The organism is Pampinifervens navoyensis, assembly GCF_046159715.1.
Taxonomy (GTDB): domain Bacteria; phylum Aquificota; class Aquificia; order Aquificales; family Aquificaceae; genus Pampinifervens.
Genome location: NZ_JBJXCT010000007.1, coordinates 1 through 18652, shown reverse-complemented (window position 1 = coordinate 18652; position 18652 = coordinate 1). Strand labels below are relative to the sequence as shown.

General features: G+C 49.0%; 18 protein-coding genes. 11 read left to right on the top strand and 7 right to left on the bottom strand.

Annotation, left to right across the window (positions count from 1 at the left end):
• Nucleotides 1-2 precede the first annotated feature (2 nt).
• A complete protein-coding gene (locus tag ACKRDP_RS06235; RefSeq protein ID WP_409153915.1) occupies nucleotides 3-770 on the bottom strand; it encodes an iron-sulfur cluster-binding protein in 768 nt (255 codons plus the stop codon).
• Between the two features lie 110 nt (nucleotides 771-880).
• Here ACKRDP_RS06235 and ACKRDP_RS06230 point away from each other — a divergent pair, with 110 nt between their 5' ends.
• Nucleotides 881-1081: a YgaP family membrane protein gene (locus tag ACKRDP_RS06230; RefSeq protein WP_409153914.1), complete on the top strand. Its 201-nt coding sequence runs from the start codon at nucleotides 881-883 to the stop codon at nucleotides 1079-1081.
• Here the strand turns inward: ACKRDP_RS06230 and ACKRDP_RS06225 are convergent.
• Both ACKRDP_RS06225 and ACKRDP_RS06220 read right to left on the bottom strand, forming a co-directional pair.
• Nucleotides 1078-1365, bottom strand: a complete 288-nt coding sequence (locus ACKRDP_RS06225) for a 2Fe-2S iron-sulfur cluster-binding protein (protein WP_409153913.1) — start codon at nucleotides 1363-1365, stop codon at nucleotides 1078-1080. The two genes, ACKRDP_RS06230 and ACKRDP_RS06225, sit on opposite strands and share 4 nt — an antisense overlap.
• A 25-nt stretch (nucleotides 1366-1390) precedes the next feature.
• Nucleotides 1391-1951: a flavin reductase family protein gene (locus ACKRDP_RS06220; RefSeq protein WP_409153912.1), complete on the bottom strand. Its 561-nt coding sequence runs from the start codon at nucleotides 1949-1951 to the stop codon at nucleotides 1391-1393.
• A 14-nt stretch (nucleotides 1952-1965) separates the two neighbouring features.
• On the opposite strand from ACKRDP_RS06220, the gene ACKRDP_RS06215 reads away from it, so the two are divergent.
• Nucleotides 1966-2541 (top strand): tRNA threonylcarbamoyladenosine biosynthesis protein TsaB, encoded by a 576-nt coding sequence (locus ACKRDP_RS06215; RefSeq protein WP_409153911.1) that lies wholly within the window; start codon nucleotides 1966-1968, stop codon nucleotides 2539-2541.
• Here ACKRDP_RS06215 and ACKRDP_RS06210 read toward each other — a convergent pair.
• From ACKRDP_RS06210 to ACKRDP_RS06200, 3 genes are read right to left on the bottom strand one after another with little or no spacing between them, the layout of a single operon-like run.
• The gene (locus ACKRDP_RS06210; protein WP_409153910.1) at nucleotides 2509-3648 is read right to left on the bottom strand and encodes an MFS transporter; all 1140 of its coding nucleotides are present in this window, start codon (nucleotides 3646-3648) and stop codon (nucleotides 2509-2511) included. The genes ACKRDP_RS06215 and ACKRDP_RS06210 overlap by 33 nt on opposite strands.
• A 1-nt stretch (nucleotide 3649) precedes the next feature.
• Nucleotides 3650-8140, bottom strand: a complete 4491-nt coding sequence (gltB, locus tag ACKRDP_RS06205) for a glutamate synthase large subunit (RefSeq protein ID WP_409153909.1) — start codon at nucleotides 8138-8140, stop codon at nucleotides 3650-3652.
• 56 nt (nucleotides 8141-8196) lie between these two features.
• Entirely contained in the window at nucleotides 8197-8484 is a 288-nt protein-coding gene (locus ACKRDP_RS06200) for a hypothetical protein (RefSeq protein WP_409153908.1), read from the bottom strand.
• 76 nt (nucleotides 8485-8560) lie between these two features.
• Between ACKRDP_RS06200 and ACKRDP_RS06195 the strand changes: the two genes are divergently transcribed.
• The 8 genes from ACKRDP_RS06195 (at nucleotide 8561) to ACKRDP_RS06160 (ending at nucleotide 17645) form a co-directional block, all read left to right on the top strand.
• Entirely contained in the window at nucleotides 8561-8869 is a 309-nt protein-coding gene (locus ACKRDP_RS06195) for a hypothetical protein (protein ID WP_409153907.1), read from the top strand.
• Nucleotides 8866-9516 (top strand): response regulator transcription factor, encoded by a 651-nt coding sequence (locus ACKRDP_RS06190; RefSeq protein WP_409153906.1) that lies wholly within the window; start codon nucleotides 8866-8868, stop codon nucleotides 9514-9516. Before ACKRDP_RS06195 ends, ACKRDP_RS06190 begins: the two co-directional genes overlap by 4 nt.
• Nucleotides 9513-10721 (top strand): sensor histidine kinase, encoded by a 1209-nt coding sequence (locus ACKRDP_RS06185; protein WP_409153905.1) that lies wholly within the window; start codon nucleotides 9513-9515, stop codon nucleotides 10719-10721. Before ACKRDP_RS06190 ends, ACKRDP_RS06185 begins: the two co-directional genes overlap by 4 nt.
• Nucleotides 10722-10809: 88 nt before the next feature.
• Nucleotides 10810-11994 (top strand): TolC family protein, encoded by a 1185-nt coding sequence (locus ACKRDP_RS06180; protein WP_409153904.1) that lies wholly within the window; start codon nucleotides 10810-10812, stop codon nucleotides 11992-11994.
• The gene (locus ACKRDP_RS06175; RefSeq protein ID WP_409153903.1) at nucleotides 11976-12983 is read left to right on the top strand and encodes an efflux RND transporter periplasmic adaptor subunit; all 1008 of its coding nucleotides are present in this window, start codon (nucleotides 11976-11978) and stop codon (nucleotides 12981-12983) included. Before ACKRDP_RS06180 ends, ACKRDP_RS06175 begins: the two co-directional genes overlap by 19 nt.
• Nucleotides 12980-16027 (top strand): efflux RND transporter permease subunit, encoded by a 3048-nt coding sequence (locus ACKRDP_RS06170; RefSeq protein ID WP_409153902.1) that lies wholly within the window; start codon nucleotides 12980-12982, stop codon nucleotides 16025-16027. Before ACKRDP_RS06175 ends, ACKRDP_RS06170 begins: the two co-directional genes overlap by 4 nt.
• On the top strand, nucleotides 16014-16442 hold the full coding sequence (locus ACKRDP_RS06165) for a DUF2231 domain-containing protein (RefSeq protein WP_409153901.1): 429 nt from the start codon (nucleotides 16014-16016) through the stop codon (nucleotides 16440-16442). Before ACKRDP_RS06170 ends, ACKRDP_RS06165 begins: the two co-directional genes overlap by 14 nt.
• Nucleotides 16443-16478: 36 nt before the next feature.
• Nucleotides 16479-17645, top strand: coding sequence for a hypothetical protein (locus ACKRDP_RS06160; protein ID WP_409153900.1), 1167 nt, complete (start codon nucleotides 16479-16481; stop codon nucleotides 17643-17645).
• A 4-nt stretch (nucleotides 17646-17649) separates the two neighbouring features.
• Here ACKRDP_RS06160 and ACKRDP_RS06155 read toward each other — a convergent pair whose 3' ends face one another.
• Nucleotides 17650-18183, bottom strand: a complete 534-nt coding sequence (locus ACKRDP_RS06155; RefSeq protein WP_409153899.1) for a thermonuclease family protein — start codon at nucleotides 18181-18183, stop codon at nucleotides 17650-17652.
• An 85-nt stretch (nucleotides 18184-18268) separates the two neighbouring features.
• Between ACKRDP_RS06155 and ACKRDP_RS06150 the strand changes: the two genes are divergently transcribed.
• On the top strand, nucleotides 18269-18652 hold a 384-nt coding region (locus tag ACKRDP_RS06150), incomplete at its 3' end, for an RpnC/YadD family protein (protein WP_489685580.1).

The window sequence follows — 18652 nt, the reverse complement described above, 5'->3', positions numbered from 1 at the left end:
GTTCATTCGCTCCTGAGGCTCTTTCTCCTGAGGATTTTTCTGTATTCTTCAAGGGCAAGGCTCTCCTGTTCTTTGTAGAGGCTTTCTCTATCGATAAGGTTTTTCCAGTTAACCTTGTGGGCTTCAAACCATGGACCTTCAGTGCATGCCAGTAGCTGCTTTCCATCCACCATCACTCTACAAACAAGACAAAGACCTACTGCGTCCAGCATGTGAACGCTTACCATACTAACAATCGGGGTATTCCTGTAAATCTCTGTAAGTCTATAGGATAGTCCGTTTTCTCCCGCTGAGACTACAAGGTCTGCATCAAAGACGATAATGTCCTCAGAGTGCCTTACTTCCTCAAAGAGCTCCTCAGCCCTTTCTCTGAGATAAAAATCCTCAGAAACTACCTGTAAGAGGAGTCTATTACCTGCAGCCTTCAGCGCCCTTGCCACATTGAGAATTGGTGCAATACCCCATGAATAGGCGTAGAAGACTATCTTTCCGTATTGATTTACCGGAAAGGGCTTGCCCAGTGGTCCTGCCACATACTGAAAGCTCTCAGCCTCCTCAAGAATCTCAAGGCTTGACCTTCCCACAGCCTTAACAAGGCAGGTAAAGCCCTCCTCAAAGGTGTCAAGTATGGAAAGGGGTATTAGCTCGGAAAGCTCTGTATGCTGAACCATTACAAACTGCCCGGGCTGTGCCGCTGATACATGGGGTGCATGAACCTTTAAAATACAGGCATCCTCCGAAAGCCTCTTCTTCTCAAGAATCCTGTGCATGTTTAAGATTATCTCACAGAGTAGTTATAAACTGGCACTTCCTGCTTGACAAGTGAATAAAGTTTATTAGAATATTCTTATAAACTTATTTAAGGAGGTTGAAGATGACTATGGATAGAGCTTTGAGGCTTACCTCTGGTGGTGTGCTTTTGCTGGTATTTCTTATCGCCATACTGCCTTCAGAAATACACTGGTTCTGGAAGGCTTTCATAGTCTTTATGGCTCTCAACCAGATACAGTCTGCCTTTACTGGCTGGTGCCCTGTGATAAGCCTTTACAGAAGGCTGGGAGTTAAAGAGTGCACATGCTAATCGGTCTCTAACTCTATCTCGCAGCCTTCCTTTTCTATCACCAGCTGGCAGGTGAGCCTCCTGTTTTCCTCATACTCTCCTATTCTCCAGAGGGTTTCTTCTTCTTGCTCGGAGGGCTCCGCCAGGCACTCAAGCCCTTTTAGCACTGTGCATACGCACACACCACATTGACCGTCGGTGCATCCAAACTCCACACCCGCCTTTTCTATCTCATGATGGTGGTCACCAAACTTTTCACCTGCGGGGATTTCAAGCACCTTCTTGTTTATCTTAACCTTAGCCATGAGAAATATTTTAGCCACAAAGATTCTATGGGCTTTGATTTATCTCAATGATTCTGCAGAACTTTCCAGAGAGCCTCCCGAGAGGTTTCAGGTGGCTGGGGTCAAGGCTCTCCGCACCGGCGAGGGCAACTTTTCCAAATAGCAGGTCGTAGTTAAAGAGTTCCTCATGTCTGAAAAGTCTGCATTCAAGCCAGGCTCTTACACCTTCCACCCTCGGCGCCTTTACCCTGTAAGATTGCACCGGTTTGAGCCCTGCCATTTCAAACTCGCTCACTTCAGGTGGGAACTCTTCAGAGGTAATCTTTACCGCCGACAGAAATTCCTCTGAGAGGAAGTTTATCACAAATTCACCAGTGCTCAGTATGTTTCTTGCTGTATCCTTTCTGCTTCCATCCTCTTTTCTGCTTATGGAGAGGAGCACAATTGGTGGCTCGTCGCATACTGCGTTATAAAAGCTGAAGGGTGCAAGGTTCGGAATGCCCTCCGGACTCAGTGTGGAGACCCATGCTATGGGTCTTGGAACAACCAGCTTTGTAAGCACCTCGTAGGGGTCAAACCCCTGAGGACTTTCCATATCAAAGAGCATGTATCATAGTATAAATGAGGCTTCTTTCCCTGGACACATCCTTTTCTCCCATAAACCTTACGGTTGTAGAGGATGGCAGGGTGGTGCTCCATCACTATGTGGACGACGGTAAGAAAACCCTTCAGCATCTGCCGATGGTGCTGGAGGAGCTAAAGATAGAAGCAGAGAATATGGATGCCTTTGCTGTTTCCCTTGGCGTTGGTTATCTAACATCGCTGAGGATTGGCATAACCTTTATGAAAACGCTGGCCTACCTGAGAGGCAAGCCCATAGTGGGCTATGAAAACCTGCATATGATGTGTCTTTTTGTAAAGAGTAAGGAAGAAAGGGCTGTTGCTCTCAGGGTAAGCAGCAATATCTTCTACAGAATCTGCAAAGGTCAGCAGATGGGTGAAATTGAGGTGTTGAAGGACAGGCTGCCCGAAGTCCCGCTGGTAGGTCTTGCATCCCAGGGGATTGGAGACATCCAGCTTGAATACTTTCCCTTTTCCCTTTATGGTGGACTGTGGGCTTATAGGAAACTTTCCGAAGGCTACGAGGGCGACAACCCTATGCTTTTAGAGCCGCTTTACCTCAAACCTCCTGTTTGAGAGAAGGTAAAGCAATGCTCCCATAGATGGAAAGATAAGCATAAGAAGGGCAGACAGCCTGTAGTTTTCCCCGGTTATGAGCAGGAAAAAAGACCAGAATATAAGCCCAAGGCTTGAGGCTATACGCTCGCTGAGAGAATAGAAGGAAAACCTCACAGCCACATCTCCACGGGTAAACCTCTCAAGGAGCAAAATCCTTGAAGTGGTCCATAGATGCGCCAAACATAGACCTGCAAAAAAGCCAAGTGGAAGCAAAAAATCTCTGGGTGTAATGTAGAGTAAAAGCAGAAAGGCACTCCACAGGAGAAAGCCCAGAGGGAAAAGCCTCTGGGCGGAAATCCTGTCGGTAAGCCTTCCAAACAGGAGACCTCCGGAGATGCCCCCAAGGGCTGAGAAGCCTATAGTTCTGTATATATCCCTCTCTGAAAGCCCGTAAACTTCCCTGAGATAGACGCCCATCATGGCTATCATGGTATGGGCAAGCTCCATGAGAAGAAGCATGGAGGCCATGGTAAGGAGGAAGCCTCTGTCTCTGAAAAGTTCTCTGAGAACAACCTTCTGCCTTTCCTCCGGCTCAGACAGACTTACTACAGAAGGCAGGGAGAGCAGGAAAAATATAAGACCAACCCATACAAAGGCAGAGGGGAGGGTAAGCACCGGCGCAAGAAAGATAAGGGACAGGGCAGACCCCGCATAGCCCAGAGCCACACCAAAGCCAGAGGCAAACCCTTTTGTCTCAAAAGATTTCAGAAGGGAGTTATAGAAGACCAGTGCCTGCTGGTGAAATATTGCCAAAAGAAGATAGAGGACAAAGTTGAGCTCTGCCCTGTTGAAGGATATGAAGAGAGTAAGGCATAAAAGAGGGACGCACAGGCTGAAAAGTGTGAAAAAGCCTTTTCTCAATCCCCTATGGTCAGCGATCCTGCCAAGCTGAAGGGCAACAAGGAAGGAGATAAAAAAGGCAATCCCATATAGCACCGAGTAGGTCTTAACATCCACATGCTGGGTAATGTATAGAGGATATAAGGTGGAAAATAAAAGGGCCCCCAGCACAGTCTCCCCAGAATCGTAGAGGGCAAAGGAAAGAAGTTTAAATTTTCTTTTCACACTATTTCTTTACTTCTACCTCGCACTGGTCTGACACACCATAAGGGTCTCTCCTGCACTGCTCTAAGGGCACCACCTTTCTGAACCTTTCCGCATACATTTCCCAATTCTGGAGAATCTCCTCCGCCAGTGGGCTTTCGGTGTAGCTGAAGTGTTTTTCAATCAAAGTCCTTAGCTCATCTTTCTCTTCATCTTTGAGTGCTCTTACCATCACGTAGCCTGTGTTTATCTTATCCTGCACCTCTTCATCCAGCACGTAGGCGTAGCCTCCAGTCATGCCAGCTCCCAGGTTTACACCCACCTTTCCAAGCACCACCACAAGCCCTCCTGTCATGTATTCACAGCAGTGCATGCCTGCACCCTCTACCACTGCCAGAGCTCCACTGTTCCTGACAGCAAACCTTTCTCCGGCCCTGCCCGCTGCGTAGAGCTCACCGCCCGTTGCACCATAGAGGCATGTGTTTCCCATTATCACATGGTTGTGCGGGTCTTTGAGCCCGTCGGGCTTTATCACAATCCTTCCTCCATACATACCCTTGCCCACATAATCGTTGGCATCGCCAATGAGAGTAAGAAACATGCCCCTGTGATTAAAGGCTCCAAAGCTCTGCCCTGCAGTGCCTCTAAAAAGAAGTTGTATGGTATCCTCTGGAAGTCCTTCATCCCTGTATCTTACCGCAATGTGGTAGGCAAGCCTTGTGGGCACGCTCCTGTCCACATTCCTGATGGAGTATTCTCCGTAGAAGGGCTGACCCTTTTCTATATAGGGTAGAACCTCTTCTTCCAGCCTCTTTGCCAGCTCGCTCCTTCTGGGGTTGTCGTTTCTCTCCTGCAGACATCTTAGGGGTCTACCTTCAGGATATCCTTCCTTCAGGAATTCCTCCAGCTTTACCCTCTTGGAGCCGGGGATATGGTCATAGGTCCTCACTTCAAGCAGGTCCCTCTTACCTATTATCTCATCAAGAGACCTGACACCCATCTGGGCAAGGATTTCTCTGACCTCCTGAGCCACTGCTCTGAAGTAAGCCATCACATTCTCCACCCTTCCCTTGAACTTCTCCCTGTATTTGGGGTCCTGCGTGGCTACGCCCGTGGGGCACTGGTTTGTATGGCACAGCCTTGCCATCACGCATCCCTCAGCTATCATGGCCGCAGTGCCAAAGCCAAACTCCTCCGCTCCCAGAAGGGCTGCAAGAACCACATCCCTGCCTGTCCTCATACCTCCATCCACCCTGAGCCTGACTTTGTCCCGCAAGCCATTTTCCATAAGCACCCTCTGCGTCTCCGAAAGCCCTATTTCCCAGTAGTTGCCCGCATTTTTTATGGAAGAGTAGGGGCTTGCGCCCGTTCCGCCTTCTGCACCGCTTATCTGGACAATGTCCGCATAAGCCTTTGCCACCCCCGCCGCTATGGTTCCCACACCTGTTTCAGCCACCAGCTTGACACACACCTTTGCCTGTGGGTTGGACTCTTTAAGGTCGTTTATAAGCTGGGCAAGGTCCTCTATGGAGTATATGTCATGGTGGGGTGGTGGAGATATGAGGGTGACTCCCGGCTGTGCGTGCCTGAGCCTTGCTATGTACTCGTTTACCTTCTTACCGGGTAGCTGCCCTCCTTCTCCGGGCTTTGCGCCCTGAGCGATTTTTATCTCTATATCCTTTGCTGAGGCAAGATAGGTGGGTGTGACTCCGAAGCGTCCGGAGGCAACCTGTTTTATGGCAGAGTTCTTTATGGTCCAGTATCTGGCAGGGTCTTCCCCTCCTTCCCCAGAGTTGCTCTTCATGCCGAGCCTGTTGCAGGCTTCTGCCAGCACCTCATGGGCCTCGGGGGAAAGTGCTCCCAGAGACATACCACCCGTGACAAACCTCCTGAGAATGTTCTCTACGGGCTCCACCTCCTCTACGGGGATGGGCTTTTCCGCTTTTTTGTAGTCTAAAAGATGTCTTATGAAGGCGGGGTGCTCTTCGTTGGCTATGCGTGAAAACTCCTTATAATCCTCGTATTCCTTTGTCTCCAAAAACTTGTGGAGAGCCCGGACCACAAAGGGGGACCATGCGTGATACTGCCCACCCTTTCTGAACTTCATGTCCCCACCGTAGTCAAGCTGTGGATTTTCCACATCATATGCCGCATCATGCCTTGCCAGCAAACTGTCCTGAACCTCAAATATGCCGTCCGATTCAAGAGTCACGGGAGTGCCGGGGAAGTATTCCTCCACAAAATCTCTGCTGAGGCAAACCGTATCAAAGATTCTCGCACCCTGATAGGAGTTGAGGGTAGAAATACCCATCTTGGACATGATTTTGAGTAGCCCATCCTCAAGGGCTTTTTTATAGTTAAAAACTGCCTGCTCGTAAGGAGCCTTTATCTCCCCCTTCTGACAGAGTTCACCTATAAGCTCATACACCAGGTATGGATACACAGCGGAGGCACCATAGCCTATGAGGCATGCCATGTGATGGGTATCTCTTGCTTCACCCGTTTCTATCACTATGGACACTCTGTTGGCAAGCCCCCTCTCTGAGAGCCACCTGAAGACGGCAGACACTGCCAGAAGACTTGGCACAGCAAGCCTGTATCTGGATATATTTCTGTCCGATAAGACCACTATGTTTGCACCCTCTCTTACAGCCTCTTCAACTCTTCTGCAGACTATTTCCACGCCCAGCCTGAGGTCGCATATGGTAATGCCCTCATACATGGCATCGTAGAGTATGTCCGTTATTCTTCTCTCGCCTGCCAGGTCCTGAAGCTCTACCACGCAGTAGCTTCTTTCCTTGGGATAGGTTATAGGCACCCATGCTACCTTGAAGTGCTCCTGCTCCATGAGAGCTCTGAACTGGTAGGGCAGGAGTATGGGGCTGTCTATCTGAAACCTCCTTGCATGCTCCTCTTCTTCCCTCAGAAAGTTTCTTTTGTGTCCCAGGTTCATTCTGAGGGACATGACCGCTTTTTCCCTTATGGGGTCTATGGGAGGGTTTGTTACCTGAGCAAAGCGTTGTTTGAAGTATCTGAAGAGCAGCACTGGCTTTTCTGAAAGGGGTGGTATGGGTGTATCATCTCCCATGGAGAAGGTTATTTCTTTGCCTTCTTCCGCCATGGGTGCAAGAACGTGCTTTATCTCTTCCTGTGTATAACCAAAGGCAACCAGTTTTCTTATTCTATCCGGGTCTTCAGAAGGCTCAGGAAGCCTGTAATCCTTTATTATACTGCCCAACCTCACAAGGTGCTTTCTAAGCCACTCACCGTATGGCTTTTGAGAAGATAGGTCTCTAAGTATCTCCTCCGTCTCTTTTACCTCACCCGTTGAAAGGTCAACAACAAGCGTATCCCCCGGTCCCAGCCTTCCCTTCTTGAGAACCTTTCTACCTTCAAGGTCCACCATACCCACCTCTGAGCCAAGCACAAGAACACCATCCTCCGTGAGCACATACCTGGCAGGTCTCAGACCATTTCTGTCAAGATGAGCCCCTATTTTTCTTCCGTCAGTAAAGGCTATGCTCGCAGGTCCATCCCAGGGCTTCATGAGAAGGGACTGGTATTCAAAAAACTCCTTTACCTCCTCCGGAAGCCATGGCACGCCCTCCCAGGCAGGAGGAATGAGCATGTTTATGGCATGCTCAGGGCTGTAGCCTACAAGAAGCAGAAGTTCAAAGACCCTGTCAAGGGATGCAGAATCGCTCTCCTCGTAAGAAACCAGTGGTCTTATGAGCTTTATGTTCTCACCAAAGAGCTCATGCTCAAGCTCGTGCTCTATTGCCCTCATCCAGTTTCTGTTTCCCAGAATGGTGTTTATTTCTCCGTTGTGAGCAAGATACCTGAAGGGCTGAGCCAGCTTCCAGTTGGGGAAGGTGTTTGTGGAATATCTCTGATGAAATAGACAGAAGGCTGACTCTATCCGCTGGTCGTTTAGCTCAGGATAGAACACATCCAGCTGGGGTGCCACCAGCATACCCTTGTATACCAGGGTTCTTGAAGACAGTGAGGCAAAGTAGACCTTATCTCTGAGTTTCCTGTCCGTTTCAATTCGTCTTCTGAGAATGTAGAGCTCCAGCTCTCGCCTTTCCTCCGGAACTTTTCCTGCATCCAGTAGAAGGTGGAATATCTTTGGCATAACCTTGAGGGCAGATTCTCCCACTGCAGACTTGCTGACAGGAACCTCTCTCCAGGCAAGGAGAGAGAAGGGTGATTTTCTTACATGTTCCTCTATCTGAGCTCTTACATCCTCATACAGGAAGACTGCACCCACCGCAAGGTTGTTTATGTCAGAAACCTCATAACCTTCCTCGGAAAGCCATTCTATAAAGAACCTTCTGGGAATTTCTATGAGAACACCAGCGCCATCTCCGGTCTTTCCATCACCGCCAACGGCACCTCTGTGGGTGAGGTTTTTCACCGCCTCTATGCCCCAGCGAACGATCTGGTGGCTTTTTTCACCCCTTACACTGCATACAAAGCCTACACCGCAGGAGTCGTATTCCAAAAGCTCCATCTCTTCACCTCACAAAAGGGTAAATGGGTTAATATTTTAATATAGGAAAAAGGATGTTATGAGGGCTGCTTTTTATGCTTCACCCCGCCAGCTCTCCCGATAGAACTCTTCAGAAGATAAGACACCAGATATGCAAGGAGCACAAGCACTACTCCATACAGCCCTCTCGTAGTGCGAAGCAGGAGCTTTCCGTAGAGCCTCAATGCGGGCTTTAGGAGAGATAAGGCTCTCCTTCTTCTTTTTTCTGAGGCAAGCGCCCAGAGTATTAACTTAGAAAGTATCTTCAGAACAAGGCTGTATGGGTTCAGCCTCTTTTTGAGGAGGTCCAAAAGCAAAAACCTCATATCTGGAAAATATATGCTCGTTAATTCTTGGTTAATGTCTATCGTATATTCATCAAACCTTAAAGGAGGTGCTATCATGAGAAAGGCGCTTGCAGTTCTCACTGCCCTTGGCACGCTTGGGGCGGTTGCCCTGGCACAGCCTGTGGGACATTCCATGGGCAAGAAGGAGCATAAGCTCTGGTGTCAGCAGAACTGGGAAAAGTGCAGGCAATTCAGGGATGAAGCCCTGAAGATAAAAGAAAGGAGCATAGCCAGAGAAAGAGATTGCCTGCAGAAGGCAAAGGACTTCTGGGCTTTTGAAGAGTGCAGGGCTCAGGCAAAGGTGCAGACCAAGAAGGAGATGTCTGAGCTCAGGCAGAGGTTTATGGAGGGTGCCGGCAAGTGAGGTTGCTTCTTGTGGAAGATGACAGGGAGCTTGCAAACTCTCTCAAGGGTCTCCTGGAGCAGGAGGGCTTCAGGGTGAGGCTTGCCCTCGACGGAAGGCGGGGGCTCGACCTTGCCCTCTCTGAAGATTTTGACCTTATACTGCTGGATTACTTTCTGCCGGGTCTGGACGGCAGGGAATTCTTAAAAAGGCTCAGAGAAGAAGGCTCAAAGGTGCCAGTTATAGCCCTCACGGTGGTGTCGGATGTAAAGAGTAAGGTGGACTTTTTCCAGATGGGTGCAGACGACTACATTACCAAACCCTTTCACTTTGAAGAGTTGATGGCAAGGATAGTTGCAGTGAGAAGGAGATACGCAGGGCTTGAAAGTTCTGAAATAAGGCTCGGACCCCTGCATATAAACCTGCAGCAGAAGAAGGTCTCTGTGGAGGGGAAAGATGTGAGCCTCACTGTCGGTGAGTTTTCATTGCTTGAGTATCTTCTCCTCAACAGGGGCAGGTCTGTCTCCAGGGAGGAGCTGCTTGAAAAGGCTCTAGGGAGCTATGAGGCAGAAAGCAACACGGTGGAGGTGCTCATCCACAGGCTCAGGAAAAAGCTGGGCAGGGATATAATAAGAACACAGAAAGGGCTTGGCTACAGGATAGAATGAACTCTCTCAGAAGGCAGTTTTTTCTCTTTTTTCTGGTGGTTGCCCTTGCAAGCAGTGTATTTCTCGGGGGCATTTACTGGAGCGTAGAGAGGTCCTATTATCTTCTGCTGGACAGCCATCTCATGAAAGATGTGCTTGAGCTTGAAAAGCTCTACACTGAGGGGGAAGAGTTTGGGAGAAGTGAGCCCTACGTGCTGAGAAACCCCCAGGGACTTGTGGTGGACGCCAGCAACCTTGAATTCATTCCTCCCCTCAAAAACAGAGAAATGCCCTACACGGAGAACCTCTCTTTTGGCGAAAAAACCTACCGCTTTATAACCACAAAAAGCTCAAGGGGCTTTTACCTGCAGTATGGCATTGATATAAGTCAGGCGATGGAATTCTTCGGGCTTTTGAAGACAGCACTACTCTCTGGATGGCTCTTTTTCCTGTTGCTTCTTGTGTTTTTCTACTGGCTTTTTGTAAAAAGAAGCCTTGTTGAGCTTGAGGGTGCTGTCAGAGAAAGCCTTGAGGGCAGAGAGGTAAAGGTTTACAGGGAGATTGAACCTCTCGTAAAAAGTCTCCGGGAAAGGCTCAGGGAGATAAAAGAGCAGTCCCATCACTACAGAGACCTTCTTATGGCTCTGAGCCACTCTCTGAAAACCCCGCTGGGTAGGCTATACCTGAGGCTGGAGCTTTTGCAGAGAAGACACAGGGAAGTGGACTTTAGCGATATTAGAAAAGAGCTCCAGAGGATAGAAAAGAGCTCTAAGGCTTTTCTGAGGCTTTCAAAGCTGGAGGCACAGCTCTACAGCCCTTCTTTTGAACAGTGTAATCTGAGAGAGCTTTTGCAGAAGGTTCTTCTCCTCTACCCTCAAGAAAGGATAAGGATGGATATGCAGGAGGTCATCCTGCAGTGCGACCCGGAGCTTGCCATGGAGGTCTTTGATGTGCTGGTGGACAACGCCATAAGGCATGGAGAGGGGGAGGTTTTTATAAGGCTTGAGGGATGCACTCTGAGCGTGGAAAACCTATCCTCAAAGCCTGTGGACGAAAACCTTCTTGAAAAGCCAGAGAGCAAAAGGCTCGGTGGTGTGGGGCTATACATTGCAAAAAGATTATGTGAAGTGCTGGGGTGGTCTATTAGCCTGAGACAGAGGGAAGAAGGCAGCCTTTATAGAGTAGTTTTTATGATAAACTTCTGCAGTAGCAGTAAAAGTTCATGATTTTATTTAAGAATTAAAACACCTTTTAAGGAACATTTACATGTGGTTAATCTACAGTTAAGGTAGGACATGATATAATCTGGCTGTGATGCTCCTTGTCTTTTTGTTGCTTTACGCTGGTGTATCTCTTGCCCTTGACCTGAAAAGTGCCATAAACTCCGCCATAGAAAACAGCCCCTACATAAAGGGTCTTCCCTCAGAGGGGCTTATCTACGAAGGAAAAAGGCTCAGCTACCGCTCTGGGCTAAATCCCAGTCTTTCCGTGGAGGCTGGTAACTTTGGCACCTCAAAGGAGGGCTTTTCAAAAGCACCCATATACGGCATAACTTATACGCAACCTCTATCCTATCCAGCCCTCTTCAGAAGCGCTGGTGAAGTCTACAGACTTCAGAGCATAGCCCTACAGCATCGCATAGAGTCTGAGAAGAACAGGCTCGCTCAGGATGTATACCTGCTCTTCTATCAGGCTCTGTATACAAAGGAGCTTTTAAAGGTGGCAGAAGAGGAGCTAAGGCTTCAGAGGGAGATAAGGGATTTTGTAGAGAGAAGCTTCAGGCTTGGAGAGACCACCAGGCTTGAACTACTTCGTGCTCAGAGGGAACTGGAGCTACTTGAGGGCGATAGGCGTCTTGTAGAGTCTAAATACAGAGCCCTGCTCGGGGAGCTTTCTACGCTAACCGACAGAGATGTGATGGATGTGGAAGGCGAACTGAGCCTTCCCCAGTGGGCGCACATGGACCTTGAAGAGACGCCCCTTTTTGCCTACTACAGGGCAGGTATTCAGAGTCTGTCAAAACAGATGGAGGTGGAGAGGGTGCTTTCAAAACCCTCTTATTCTGTGAGCATTACTGCAGAAAAAGTGGCGGACAGAGAATACGGCCTTCGGGCAGGTCTGGTGGTAAACCTTCCCCTCCTTTACAGAAGGCAGGGTGAGATGCTTGAACTTATGGCTCAGCAAAATCTTCTCTCTGCAGAGGCGGAAACTCAAAAGCAGAAAGCCCTGGCTCAGCTCAGGTCTGCAAAGACCCAGTTTGAGCAGATAAGAAGAGAGGTAGAAAAGATAGAAAAAGAACTGCTTCCAGAAGCTCAGAAGGAGCTGGAACTTGCCATAAAAAGCTACAAGCTCCGGACTATTACCCTTCTGGAGCTGTCCCAGACAAGAAGGAGCTACTATGAGCTTCTCAAAAGAAGGCTTGAGCTCATGCTTCAGGCACATACAGAATACGCAAAGGGAATTACCTACGGAGGGTCAAAATGGTGTGGTTGTTATTGATTCCCTTTATGGTGCTGGCTCAGGTCATGAGGGTAGACCAGGCGACGGTGCAGAAGCTGGGAATAAGGACGCAGAAGGTAAGGGTAGAAAGCCACAGCCCGGAAACACGAGCACCAGCACAGTTAAAGGCAGATATGGGTAAGAGCGTGGAGGTATACTCGCCCCTTGAGGGTGTGGTTAAAAGGCTTTATGTAAGGGAAGGAGACAGGGTCAGAAGGGGTCAACTTCTTGCAGAGGTTTACTCCCCGAGGATTGCAGAGCTTAGTGCACAGATTCGTATGGCACAGGTAAGGCTTCAGACCGCAGAAGAGGCCCTCAAGAGAGAGGAGCTTCTCTACAAAGAGGAGGTAATTCCATACGCAAGGTATTTCTCCGCAAAGGTGGAATACGACAGAGCTCTTGCTGAATACAGAGCTCTCTTGCAGAGCAGGGATTCACTTGGAGAAACAAGGGGGGATAACCTGCTTGTGAGAAGTCCGGGGGCTGGCGTGATGGTGGAGCAGAAGGCAGTGCTTGGCTCCTCTGTAGGCCTCGGGAGCCCTCTGTTTAAGGTTCAGGACTTTTCAAGGCTCTGGGCTTACGCCTACGCAGAGCCAGGTCTCAGGGTAGAGGGCAGGAGCTATTTAGAATACGAGGGCAAGCTTTATCCTGCAGTTCTTGAGTGGGTCTCTCCGAGGCTTGACCCTGCTACGGGAAAACAGGTTCTTCGCTTTGTGGTGGAAAACACAGACGGGAAGCTAAAGGAAGGCCTCAAGGCACAGATAATCCTGAGGGGAAAGGAGCAGAAAGGTGTCTGGCTTCCTGCCAGCGCCTTGCAGAAGGTAAGAGGAGAGCATGTGGTCTTTGTGAGGGTTCAGGATGGCTTTGAGGTCAGAAAGGTGAGGGTTATTCTCTCCTCCGGTGAGAAGGTGCTGGTGGAGGGTATTTCTGACGGAGAGGAGGTGGCGGTGAGCGGAGTCATATTCCTCAGAGCACAGGCAGAAAAATGATTAGACAGCTCCTGGTATACAGGCTTTTTGTGCTTCTTCTTGCTCTTGTGGTGGTAGTGTATGGAGTTTACAGCTTCCTAAAAATACCCGTAGACACCTTTCCAGACCCAACTCCCACTCAGGTGGTAATATACACGGAAACTCCGGGCCTGTCTGCAGAGGAGACAGAGGTTCTGGTCACAAAACCCATAGAGTCCGCTCTTTCTGGCATAAAGGATGCACAGCTGGTGCGTAGCATAAGCCTGCCAGGGCTTTCCTACGTGACTGTCTTTTTCAGAGATGGCACAGATATATACTTTGCCAGAAATCTGGTTTCTCAAAAGCTCTCGGAGGTTCAGGGGCTCTTGCCTCAGGGTATGGCTCCACGAATGGGTCCCAACACCTCAGGTCTTGGAAACGTCATGTTCTACATCCTGCAGGATACCACAGGCATATACAGCTTAGAAGACCTTAAAACCCTTCAGGAATGGAGAGTCAAACCCATCATAAAAGCAGTTGACGGCGTTGAAGAAATATCTCAGTGGGGACCGGATAAGGTATATCTGGTAAAGGTGGACACACAGAAACTGCTTCAGCACAACCTAAGCCTGCAGGACATAATTAAGGCCCTTGAGGAATACGGGCAGATAGCTGGTGGTGGCTTCCTTCAGTCTCCAGAGGGGGACCTGGTGGTCCGTGGTCTTGGAAGGTTCAGAAGTGTGGAGGACCTCCTCAGGGTGCCAGTAAAGAAAACAGAGAATACTTATGTGCTTCTGCGGGATGTGGCAGACGTGGAGCCGGGAGAGCTTCCCAACAGAAGGGGCGCTTTCACCTTTAACGGACAGGAGGTGCAGGGCAACATAGTGCTTAAAAGGGTCAGCACAAACACCATGGAACTGGTGGAAAGGCTCAAGGGAGCCATCGAAGAGGCAAAAAAGGTGCTACCGCAGGGTGTGGACATAAGGGTCATATACGACCAGGCCTATCTCACGCAGAAGGCAGTAGGAACCGTAGAGAGGGCGCTTATAGAAGGTATGGTGCTCATAACCATAGCCATAGCCCTTTATCTGTGGAACCTCAGGGTTGCACTGCTTGTGGTCCTGTCCATTCCCTTTACCCTTCTTATAACCTTTTCCCTCCTGAAAAACCTTGGCATCTCCGCAAACCTGATGACTATGGGAGGGCTTGCCATAGGGCTTGGCCTCTTTGCAGATGCCAGCGTGGTGGTGGTGGAGAACATTTACAGGCACCTTTCAGAAAACAGGCAGGCTTCAAAGACCACTCTTGTAATAGAGTCTGTGCAGGAGATAATAAAACCCCTGACCTTTGCCATTCTCATCATTGCTGTGGTCTTTCTACCCATCTTTACCTTTGAGTCAGTGGAAGGCAAATACTACAAGCCCTTAGCCCTTACCATAATACTTGCCTTGCTCTCCTCCCTTGCAGTGGCTCTCCTCTTTATGCCCGTGCTCTCTTACTGGCTTCTGAGAGGGGGAAAAGAGGAAAATGCTCTCTTTGCTTTCTTACGCAAAAAGTATGTTTCCCTTCTTTCCCTGGCTTTTAGAGTGAGACCTGCAGTGCTACTTCTTACTCTGGCTTCCTTTATCTTTTCCCTTTTTCTCCTATGGAGAACTGGCAAAGAATTTGCCCCACCCCTTGAGGAGGGGGCGCTGCTGGTAAAGTCCTTCCTTGACTCCAACGTTTCCCTTGAAGAGGCAAAGAGAGTGGCAAGCCTTGTGGAGAGCACAGCCCTGAAATACCCCGAGGTAGTTCACACCTTTTCCAACATAGGAAGGGCTGAGGTGGGAGAGCCAGAGGATGTGAGCTACATAGAGACCTTTATAATCCTCAAGCCTGCCAGCCAGTGGCAGAGCTTTAAAAGCAGGCAGGAGTTTGAGGAGCTCCTCCGTGAAGAACTCAAGAATGTGCCCGGCGTGGAGTTCAGCTTTACCCAGCCCATACAGATGAGAATTGACGAGCTTCTTTCAGGAGTAAAGGCAACCCTTGCCATAAAGATATTTGGGGAGGACCTCCAGAAGATAAACGAGCTGGCTGGAAAGATAGAAGAGCTTGTGGCGCATACAATGGGTGCGGTGGACGTGGAAACGGAGGCTCAGGCAGGAAAGCTACAGCTCAGGATAGTTCCCAGAAAGGATATGCTCCAGAAATACGACCTTACAACTCAGGACATAATGAAGGTAATTTCCTACTACCTTGGCGGTGCAGAGGTTGCACAGCTCCAGGAGGAAACTATACTCTTCCCGGTGGTTCTTAGCCTGAAGGAAAAGACCCTTGAGGAGGTAAAGGCTCTGCCCGTGCTTATGCAGGATGGGAGTTTGCTTAAGCTCTCGGATGTGACAGAGGTCTACATTGCGGAGGGCTATAACAAGATAAGAAGAGAGAACGGCATGAGGTATGCCCTTGTGCAGAGCAACCTGTCTGGAAGAGACCTCGGAGGCTTTGTGCAGGATATAAGAACAAAGATAGAAAAGAACATAAAGCTCCCTGAGGGCTACTACATAGCCTTTGGAGGGCAGTTTGAGAACCAGGAAAGGGCAATGAAAAGGCTTGCGGTGGCAGTGCCTCTGGCAATAGGCCTCATATTCCTGCTTCTTTATGTTAACTACGCTTCCATCAGAGATGCCCTCGTGGTGATGCTGAACGTGCCCTTTGCGGTGGTTGGGGGTGTCTTTGCTCTCTATTTTTCTGGTTACAGTCTTTCTGTGCCTTCGGCAGTGGGCTTTATAGCAGTCTTTGGCATTGCAACCCTGAACGGAGTGGTGCTTATATCCTATGCAAAGAGCCTCATAGAAGAGGGTGTGCCCGTGCGAGAAGCCCTCCTTCAGGCAGGTTCAAGAAGGCTAAGACCCATACTTATCACCGCCACCGCCGCTTCCCTTGGACTCCTTCCCATGCTACTGAGCAGAGACATAGGCTCAGAGGTTCAAAAGCCCCTTGCAGTAGTGGTCATAGGGGGCATATTTACTTCTACTATGCTTACCCTTATAGTTCTGCCACTGGTCTATGAGCTGGTGGCTGGGAGGAAGAAAGATGGAGCTCATTAAACTGCATCCACCCTTTACGCATTTTGCCATAGCCATGCCCCTTGCCCTTCTGGTTATTGACCTCTATTACCGGATAAACAGAAAGGAACCGGACAGCCTTCACATGCTCTTTAGTTTTATAGCCAGCCTCTCCGTGCTTTCTGCTGCGGTGAGTGGAATGATAGCCTACGAGCCCATAGAGGAAAAGCTCTATGAGATAAACATCTTCTCAACCCACAAGAATATGGGGCTTTTGCTGGCAGTTTACTTTATCTTTCTCTTTGTTGTGAGGCTGGTCCTTTCAAAAAAGCCCTTAATGAGAAACCTCTTTACCCTTATGCTCCTTCTGGGGGTTTCTCTTCTTTTCTTTCAGGGAAACCTGGGGGGTTCAATAGTTTATGACCATATGGTAAGGCCATGGCTTGAAAAGCAATGATTCTGTGTGTTAGAATTTAAAGGCGGGAGGTGGAATATGGAGCTTTACTGCGATGGAGAAAGGGTCTACCTTTCAAGAAACTACAGAGTTGAAGGATTTTCAAAGAAGGAACTGCTGGAAAGCTCCAGGTATGAGGTTGTATGGCAGTCAAATAAGCTTTCTGAAACTCCTAAGATACTCACCAGCACAAGATACCATCTTTTAGGCGCAGGTGGCTCAAAGCTGTTCAGGATGGACAGAAGAAGCGGGGAGAGCGTGGAGCTGGAGGCAGGAAATGAGATAAAGGATGTGGCCAGCAACCTCAGAAATGTCTTCTTCCTCACGGCGGAAGGCCTCTACAGGGTGTCTGCAGAGAGGTTTGCGGATGCAGAAGTTGTGAGAATGCCTGTGTCAGACCTTTTAGATAAACCTCTCAGGTCTCTTGCTCTTGCGGGGAAAAACCTCTATATTCTTGCTGGAAACTTCATCTGCAGAGTAAGCATAGATGGAGAACTCTTATTCCAGAGGACGCTCACAGATGGTCTTAAGGTCCTCCCCCACTACGATGGATGTGTGATCATAAGGAAGGGGGAGCTCCTCTACTTTACAGAGGACCTTGAGGTTCTCTCCAGTGGAAGCTTTGAAGGTGAGTTTGTAAAGGCTGAGCATGGAGCCTATCACACTCTCCTTCTTACAGACAGAAATTTTGGAGTTTACGGGAAGACGGGCAAAAGGTATGCCCACGTGGAGGATGCCCATTATATTAGCTTTGCCGAGGGGCTGAACCATGTTTATTTCCTTGACAGAGATGGAACTGTCAGTTATAGCGGTAAGAAGGACCTACTGGGGGATAACTTTCAGGAGATAGACCTGACAACCCTTGTGGCTATTATAATGGCCTCACTCATGCTTGTTGAAAAAAGAGGAAATAATGTGCTAATAAAGGAGGAAAAAGGCTACATAGACGTGCAGATAGAGGGAAGGGTCGTATCTGTGGAAGATATTATCCTGGCGCTCTCCAAATACTTTCCGGAGGTGTTTTACCTCTACAGAAATCCTGGCTACTACGAGGAGATTGATGCCTTCGCCCAGAAATTTGACCTGTTCAGAGTGGTAGGTAAAGATGTGAGGCTTAACTCGGAGCTACTTGAGAGACTTATCCAGATGCACTCAGGCTTTAGGGCCTTCGAAGAGGATATAGTCAGGTCTCTTCTTTCCCTGTAGGGTTTTACATGCCCCAGAGACCCTTCCTGTTCTCCCTTGCATACCTCTGCGCCTGCAGAAATCTCTCCTGATACTTCACGTTGGGGGGTATGGTGTAGACCATGGCGTAGCCCTCTTTTACAAGAACCTCATTGAGCATCCTGCCATCAGACAGCCACACATAAGCTAAAAGCCTCCCGTAGCGGTCTGTTTTCTGCACATCAAACTCGAGATAAACGGTTTCACCCTTCGGGAGCATCTTCTTTGTGAATTCTGCGGACAGCTTACCCATCTTGACTATTTCCTCGAGGCTCTGACCCGTCCTTTCTGCATCCCTTCTTGCCTTTGGGTTTTCCCTGCTTTCAGGCGTGTCCACCCCTATGAGCCTCACCTTAACCTCCTCACCAGAGCCCAGCGTGCAGTGAAAGGTATCACCATCCACCACATAAGCTACCTTACAGGGCGTGGTGTTTTCCACTGGAGGCTTAGAGGGTTGGCTCTTACCGCAGGAAAATAAGAACAGGAGAGCAAGTAGAAGGCTCAAAAAGCTATTCCGCATAGGTTGATATTTTAAACTGTATGCATTTTTATCTGACCCTCGGGGAGTTGTAAGCGTCAAATCCATCCAGTGCTATAATCCTCCCATGTCCTCAAAAGACAAAACCCTAAGAAGCATCTTTGACGAGCTCCCCCTCAGACTGAGCCACATACTATCCCCTGCTCCCATCACAGAGCTACTCCCTACCACCCTGCCCTCCTCTGAACTCAGACTGGACTTCCTCGCAAAACTCCAAAACCAGACCATCTTCCACATGGAGTTTCAGTCTTTTAATGACCCAGACATGCCATGGAGAATGCTACGATACTACACATCCATAGCAGAGAGGTATAAGACAAAGAACATAAAACAACTACTTGTCTATGTGGGCAACGAAAGGCTAAGCATGAAAAACACTCTGGAGCTTGAGAACCTCACCTTCAGGTATGACATGCTTGACATAAGGCAGATAGACTGCAGGGAGCTTCTG